General features: G+C 70.3%; 4 protein-coding genes and 2 pseudogenes. 4 read left to right on the top strand and 2 right to left on the bottom strand.

What is annotated here, in order from left to right; all coding sequences use genetic code 11:
- A pseudogene (locus A612_RS09800) lies at positions 1-1,485 on the bottom strand (PD-(D/E)XK nuclease family protein); the annotation flags it as partial.
- A gap of 114 nt (positions 1,486-1,599) precedes the next feature.
- Between A612_RS09800 and trxA the strand changes: the two are divergent.
- Both trxA and rho read left to right on the top strand, forming a co-directional pair.
- Positions 1,600-1,932 carry a thioredoxin TrxA gene (gene trxA / locus A612_RS09795; RefSeq protein ID WP_019374318.1) on the top strand — a complete coding sequence of 111 codons (333 nt, stop codon included), beginning with the start codon at positions 1,600-1,602 and terminating at the stop codon, positions 1,930-1,932.
- A gap of 262 nt (positions 1,933-2,194) precedes the next feature.
- Complete coding sequence (gene rho, locus A612_RS09790) at positions 2,195-3,457, top strand: transcription termination factor Rho (protein ID WP_019374317.1); 1,263 nt, start codon at positions 2,195-2,197, stop codon at positions 3,455-3,457.
- 88 nt (positions 3,458-3,545) lie between these two features.
- Here the strand turns inward: rho and A612_RS09785 are convergent, their stop codons facing one another.
- Complete coding sequence (locus tag A612_RS09785; RefSeq protein ID WP_019374316.1) at positions 3,546-4,361, bottom strand: crotonase/enoyl-CoA hydratase family protein; 816 nt, start codon at positions 4,359-4,361, stop codon at positions 3,546-3,548.
- 213 nt (positions 4,362-4,574) lie between these two features.
- On the opposite strand from A612_RS09785, the gene A612_RS09780 reads away from it, so the two are divergent.
- Both A612_RS09780 and A612_RS09775 read left to right on the top strand, forming a co-directional pair.
- On the top strand, positions 4,575-4,835 hold the full coding sequence (locus A612_RS09780; protein WP_019374315.1) for a type B 50S ribosomal protein L31: 261 nt from the start codon (positions 4,575-4,577) through the stop codon (positions 4,833-4,835).
- 123 nt (positions 4,836-4,958) lie between these two features.
- A pseudogene (locus tag A612_RS09775) lies at positions 4,959-5,893 on the top strand (hypothetical protein); the annotation flags it as partial.

The raw sequence follows: 5,893 nt of genomic DNA, 5'->3' as shown, positions 1-5,893 counted from the left end.
GGCGGGCAGCCGCTTCTCGTCGCACCCAGGCACCACCACCGCGGCGAACTCCCGCCCGAGCAGCTGGGCCAGCGGCAGCACCACCACCGGCGCGCCCTCCGGGTAGGCGGGGCGGTAGCGCGCGCCTTCCAGCACCTCCGAGATCCAGTGCATGAACTCGGCCAGCTCGAACCGCCGCCCGGCCCCCTCCATCTCGTGCAGCTCCGCGTCCAGCCCATCGGGTGCGAGGCGCAGCTCGGCCAACAAACACTGGCCTGCCGGGTCGGCCAGCAGGGACTGCCACAGACCGCAGCCGCGCAGGAGCGTGCGCAGCGCCTCCAGCCACTGCGGCAGCGTGCGCCGGCCCGCGAGCGGCGCCCGCCAGCCTTCCCAGCGCGCAGCCAGCGCCGCCTCGGCGGGCAACGACGGCGCCCTGGCCTCCAGCTCCCTGGCTGCCGGGGCCCACAGTGCTGCGCCCTGGCGGCGCAGCCAGCGCTCGAGCGCCGGCAACGCCTCCTGGCCTGCCGGCTCGAGCTGCTTGAGCGCGTCGAGCACCGTATCGGCCGAGGCATCCCACGCGCAGGCGCGCAGCACCGCCATCAGGCGCGCGGCCGCACGGGTGGTCGACAAAGACCAGCCGGTCTCGTCGCGCACGGCGACGCCCGAGCCCTGCAGCAGGGACAGGACGCGGCGCGTGAGCGCACGGTCGTTGTCCACCAGGGCCACCGGCGTGCGCCGCGCCGCCAGGTGGGCCAGCACGCAGGCGGCAGTGCGCCAGGCCTCGGCCTCGGCGTCTTCGCTCGCGTGCAGCGCGATCCGCGTGGCGGGCGGCGCCACGGCCTGGGCCGGCGGCAACGCCAGCGCGCACGCCTCCTCGCCCCAGTGCGCCAGCAGCGCCTGCTCGAGCGGATCGGGCTGCAGCCCCTGCACCGCCACCAGCAGGCGCACGCTCGCCCGCACCGCAGGCGCGAACAGCGCATCCGCAGGACGCGGCGACGCCAGCACCCATTCGAGCGCAACGCGCGCCGCCCTGGCTTCCAGGTCCAGGGCGCTGCCCTCGGCCGCCAGCGGCAGCAGGCTGCGCGCCGTCTCACCCCAGGCGGCGCGCTGGTGCGGGGGCACCGCGCCGGCCGCATCCGCCAGCTGCGCCGCCATCTCCAGCACCGGCCCCGCCAGCAGGGAACCCTGCGCCGCCAACCCGGCGCGCTCGAGCACGAGCGGCACGGTGAGCGCATCGCGCGCACGGTCGCCCCGGTAGGCCCAGGCGTGGGCCTGCGGCCCGGGCCATTGCGCGGCCCAATTGCGCGTGGTCTCGAAACGCGGCACGAAACCCTGGGGGTGCAGCCGCTGCCACTGCCGGCGCGCCTCGGCCATGAGCTGCGCGTAGGGCACCAGCACCACCACCGCCAGCAGCGGCACGCCGCGCGCCGCCGCCTGCGCCCGCACCTGCTCGAAGACCGGGCGCCAGGGGCTTGTGGGGCCATCGTCTTTCGCTATGACAGTCATAGCGTCTGGGCGGGCTTGCGGGGCGGCGTGCGGGATGCGTGTTTCTGTCACAATGGCCGGACTGTATACGCACCCGAGTGCTCCCAGACCCAGAAGGAACCCAAGGAAACCACCATGGCCAGCGACCTGATCAAACAACTCTCCGATGCCAGCTTCGATGCCGACGTGCTCCAGGCCAGCACGCCGGTGCTGGTCGATTTCTGGGCCGAGTGGTGTGGTCCGTGCAAGATGATCGCCCCGATCCTGGACGACGTGGCGGGGAGCTACCAGGGCCGCCTGACCGTGGCCAAGATGAACGTGGACGACAACCGCGAAGTGCCGGCCAGGTACGGCATCCGCGGCATCCCGACGCTGATGCTGTTCAAGAACGGCCAGCTGGCCGCCACCAAGGTGGGCGCCCTGAGCAAGGCGCAGCTCACCGCCTTCATCGACCAGCAACTGGGCTGATCGCCCCCTGGCCGGGCCGGGCACCGCGCAGCGTCCGGCAGGCGCTGCGGCCGCCCTGCGCACCCACCGGCGCCCCACCTTGCGGCCCGCGAATTTTTTCCTGTCATAATTTGCGCCATTGATCGCACCGCTGCACCCACCCCCGTCGCAGCGGCCCTCCCCGATCATCGGCCCGTCGCCTCCGCCACCCACCGTGGCGCGCCCGGCACGCGGCCTCCCACCCTCACCCCAAGAGACACCACTCCGCCCAAGGAGTCATTTCATGCACCTCAACGAACTCAAGGCTCTGCACGTCTCCGAAGTGCTCAAGCAGGCCGAGGCCCTGGAGATCGAGAACGGCGGCCGGATGCGCAAGCAGGAGCTGATGTTCGCCATCATCAAGAAGCGCGCCAAGGCCGGCGAGCAGGTGTTCGCCGACGGCGTGCTGGAGATCCTGCCCGACGGCTTCGGCTTCCTGAGAAGCCCGGACACCAGCTACACCGCCAGCACCGACGACATCTACATCTCGCCCAGCCAGGTACGCCGCTTCAACCTGCACACCGGCGACATGATCGAGGGCGAGGTGCGCATCCCCAAGGATGGCGAGCGCTACTTCGCGCTGACCAAGCTCGACAAGGTCAACGGCGACGCGCCCGAGAAGAACAAGCACAAGGTGATGTTCGAGAACCTGACGCCGCTGTTCCCCAAGGAGCAGATGAAGCTCGAGCGCGACATCAAGGGCGAGGAGAACATCACCGGCCGCATCATCGACATCGTCGCGCCGATCGGCCGGGGCCAGCGTGCACTGATCGTCGCGCCCCCGAAGAGCGGCAAGACCATGATGATGCAGAGCATCGCGCACTCGATCACCGCCAACCACCCGGACGTGCACCTGATGGTGCTGCTGGTCGACGAGCGGCCCGAGGAAGTGACCGAGATGCAGCGCTCGGTCAGGGGCGAGATCATTGCGTCCACCTTCGACGAGCCCGCTGCGCGCCACGTGCACGTCGCCGAGATGGTGATCGAGCGCGCCAAGCGCCTGGTCGAGCTGAAAAAGGACGTGGTGATCCTGCTGGACTCGATCACCCGTCTGGCGCGCGCCTACAACAACGTCGTGCCTTCCTCGGGCAAGGTGCTGTCGGGCGGCGTGGACTCCAACGCCCTGCAGCGCCCCAAGCGCTTCTTCGGCGCGGCGCGAAAGGTGGAGGAAGGCGGCTCGCTGACCATCATCGCCACCGCCCTGGTCGACACCGGCAGCCGCATGGACGAGGTGATCTTCGAAGAATTCAAGGGCACGGGCAACTGCGAGATCCACCTGAGCCGCCGCCTGTACGAAAAGCGCGTGTTCCCGGCGATCGAGCTCAACAAGAGCGGCACGCGCCGCGAGGAGCTGCTGCTGCCGCCCGAGATCCTGCAAAAGACCCGCATCCTGCGCCAGTTCATGTACAACATGGATGAGATCGAGTCCATGGAGCTGATGATCAAGAAGATGAAGGAGACGAAGACCAACGTCGAATTCTTCGAGGCGATGCGCCGCGGCGGTTGAGCGCCTGCTGCCCTGAGCCACCCGTGGACGCCCCGCTGGTGCAGGGCGTCGGTCCTTGCGGGCAGGGAAGCGGCCGGCGCCGCTGGCGTCAGTCCCTGAAGACCGGCGCCTGCCGCGCCATGCTGGCCTGCAGCGCCTGCCTCAGGTCCTGGCTCTGCAGCATCGCCGCGTTCCAGGTGGCGACGTAGTTCAGGCCGTCGGCCACGCTGTGGTCGCGCGCATAGTTCAGCATTTCCTTGGTGCCGCGGATCGACAGCGGCGACTTGGCGGCGATGGTGACGGCGATTTCCTGCACGCCGGCGTGGAGTTCCTCACGCGTGGCGTACACCCGGTTCACGAGACCGATGCGCAGCGCTTCCTGGGCGTCCACCACGCGCCCGGTGTAGGCCAGCTCGCGCGCGATGCCCTGGCCGATCAGCCTGGGCAGGCGCTGCAGCGTGCCCACGTCGGCGACCATGCCGATGTCGATCTCCTTGATCGTGAAGAATGCGTCTTCGGAACAGTAGCGCATGTCGGCGCAGGTGACGAGGTCGAGGCCGCCGCCGATGCAGCCCCCGTGAATGGCCGCGAGCACCGGCTTCCTGCAGCGCTCCAGGCTGGTGAGCGTGCCCTGCAGGTCCAGGATCAGGCTGCGCAGCTTCTCGCGCTGGCGGCCCTCGCACTCGTCCGCCACCTCGGCCTCCAGGCCCAGCATCATCGCCAGGTCGATGCCGGCCGTGAAGTACTTTCCTTCGGCCTGGAGCACGGCCACGCGCGCCTGCGGGGTCTCGTCCACCCATTGGAAGGCCTGGCGGATTTCCTGCCACATGGTGGCGTTCATCGCGTTCGCCTTGTCAGGGCGGCTCAGGCACACGGTGGCGATGTGTTCGTGCAGGGAGACGCTCAGGGTCTCGAAGGTCGGCATGGGTGGGCTCCTGGGTGAGAGAGGAAAAAGAGGGACGACCTGCGCTGCAGGCGGCATCCGGGCGGCGCCATTGTCGTGGCATGCGCGCCCCGCGCGTGCAAATTCCGGGTTGCCCACGCCGACCGGCCTGTGTCACAATAGAGGGCTTTTATTGCGGAAAGTACGTCGGAATAGGCCGGCGCGGCTCCCGCGGACACCCGGAAAGAGTCAGCCATGAAAGAAGGCATCCACCCCAACTACCGCGAAGTGCTCTTCGTGGACCTGTCCAACGGCTTCAAGTTCGTGACGCGTTCGTGCGTCAACACGAAGGAGACCGAGACCTTCGAAGGCAAGGAATACCCGCTGTACAAGCTGGACACGTCCTCCGAGTCGCACCCCTTCTACACCGGCACGCAGAAGTCCGTGGACAACATGGGCGGCCGTGTGGAACGCTTCCGCAACCGCTTCGGCAAGAGCGCGGCAGCGGCCAAGTAAGCCCCTCTCTTGCGGCGCGGCCCTGCGCGTCGCGACCAGAAGGCAGCCCGGCACGCCGCGCTGCCTTTTTTTCTGGGCCCGGGCCTGGCCTATGCTCGGGCTCCGTCGCTTCCTGCGCCTGCCGTGAACCATCCCACCCCCGCCATCGTCGCCCAGAGCGCTGTCCGCCCGCTGCCGCGCTGGGCGCTGCTGCTGCTGTGCTCGGCCTACGCGCTGGCGGGCTGGTTCGGACGCGACCCCTGGCGCAGCGACGACGTGGCCGCCTTCGGCTACATGCGCGCGCTGGCGCAGGGCCGCACGCCCTGGCTGGCCCCCGAACTCGCCGGCCTGCCGCCCGATGCCGATGGCTTGCTGCCCTACTGGCTGGGCGCGTGGGCGATCGAGCTGTTCGGCGGCTGGCTGGGGCCCGAGCTCGCGGCGCGGCTGCCCTTCATCGGCCTGCTGGGGGCGACGCTGTGCGCGACCTGGTGGGCCGTCGCCTTCCTGGCACGCAGCCCGGCAGCCCAGCCGGTGGCCTTTGCCTTCGGGGGCGAGGCGCGGCCCGCGGATTACGCGCGCACCCTGGCGGATGCCGGCGTGCTGGCGCTGGTTGCCTGCCTGGGCTTGGCACAGCTGTCGCACGAGACGACCGGCTACCTCACGCAACTGGCCTTCGGCGCCCTGCTGTTCCTCGGAGCGGCCGCGCTGCCGGGCCGGATGGTGCTGGGCGCGGCCGCGGGCGCGGCCGGCCTGGCGGGCCTGGTGCTCAGCGGCGCGCCGGCGGTGGCCGCGCTGCTGGGGCTGGGCAGTGCCTGGCTTGCCTGCCACGCCGCGCCCTGGCCGCAGCCGGCGCGGGCGCGCGGAGCAGTCCTGCTGCTGGCGCTCACCCTGCTGGCATCGGGCCTGGCGGCGGGGCTGGACCTGTGGCGCTGGCGCATCGTCGAGCATGGCGAGGTCAAGGAGTGGCAGAGCCTGCTGCGCCTGCTCGTGTGGTTCACCTGGCCGGCCTGGCCGCTGGCGCTGTGGACACTGTGGCGCTGGCGCCACCAGATCGCCAGTCGCCAGTGGCACCGCCACCT

Origin of the sequence: Melaminivora alkalimesophila, from assembly GCF_000282995.1 — a bacterium.
Classification (GTDB): Bacteria; Pseudomonadota; Gammaproteobacteria; order Burkholderiales; family Burkholderiaceae_C; genus Melaminivora; species Melaminivora alkalimesophila.
The sequence above is the reverse complement of the archived record's forward strand: the minus strand, read 5'-3'. Positions and strand labels throughout refer to the sequence as shown.

Coding starts and splice junctions, on each gene's coding strand:
- trxA (WP_019374318.1), top strand. CDS start 1,600: ATGGCCAGCGACCTGATCAAACAACTCTCCGATGCCAGCTTCGATGCC.
- rho (WP_019374317.1), top strand. CDS start 2,195: ATGCACCTCAACGAACTCAAGGCTCTGCACGTCTCCGAAGTGCTCAAG.
- A612_RS09785 (WP_019374316.1), bottom strand. CDS start 4,361: ATGCCGACCTTCGAGACCCTGAGCGTCTCCCTGCACGAACACATCGCC.
- A612_RS09780 (WP_019374315.1), top strand. CDS start 4,575: ATGAAAGAAGGCATCCACCCCAACTACCGCGAAGTGCTCTTCGTGGAC.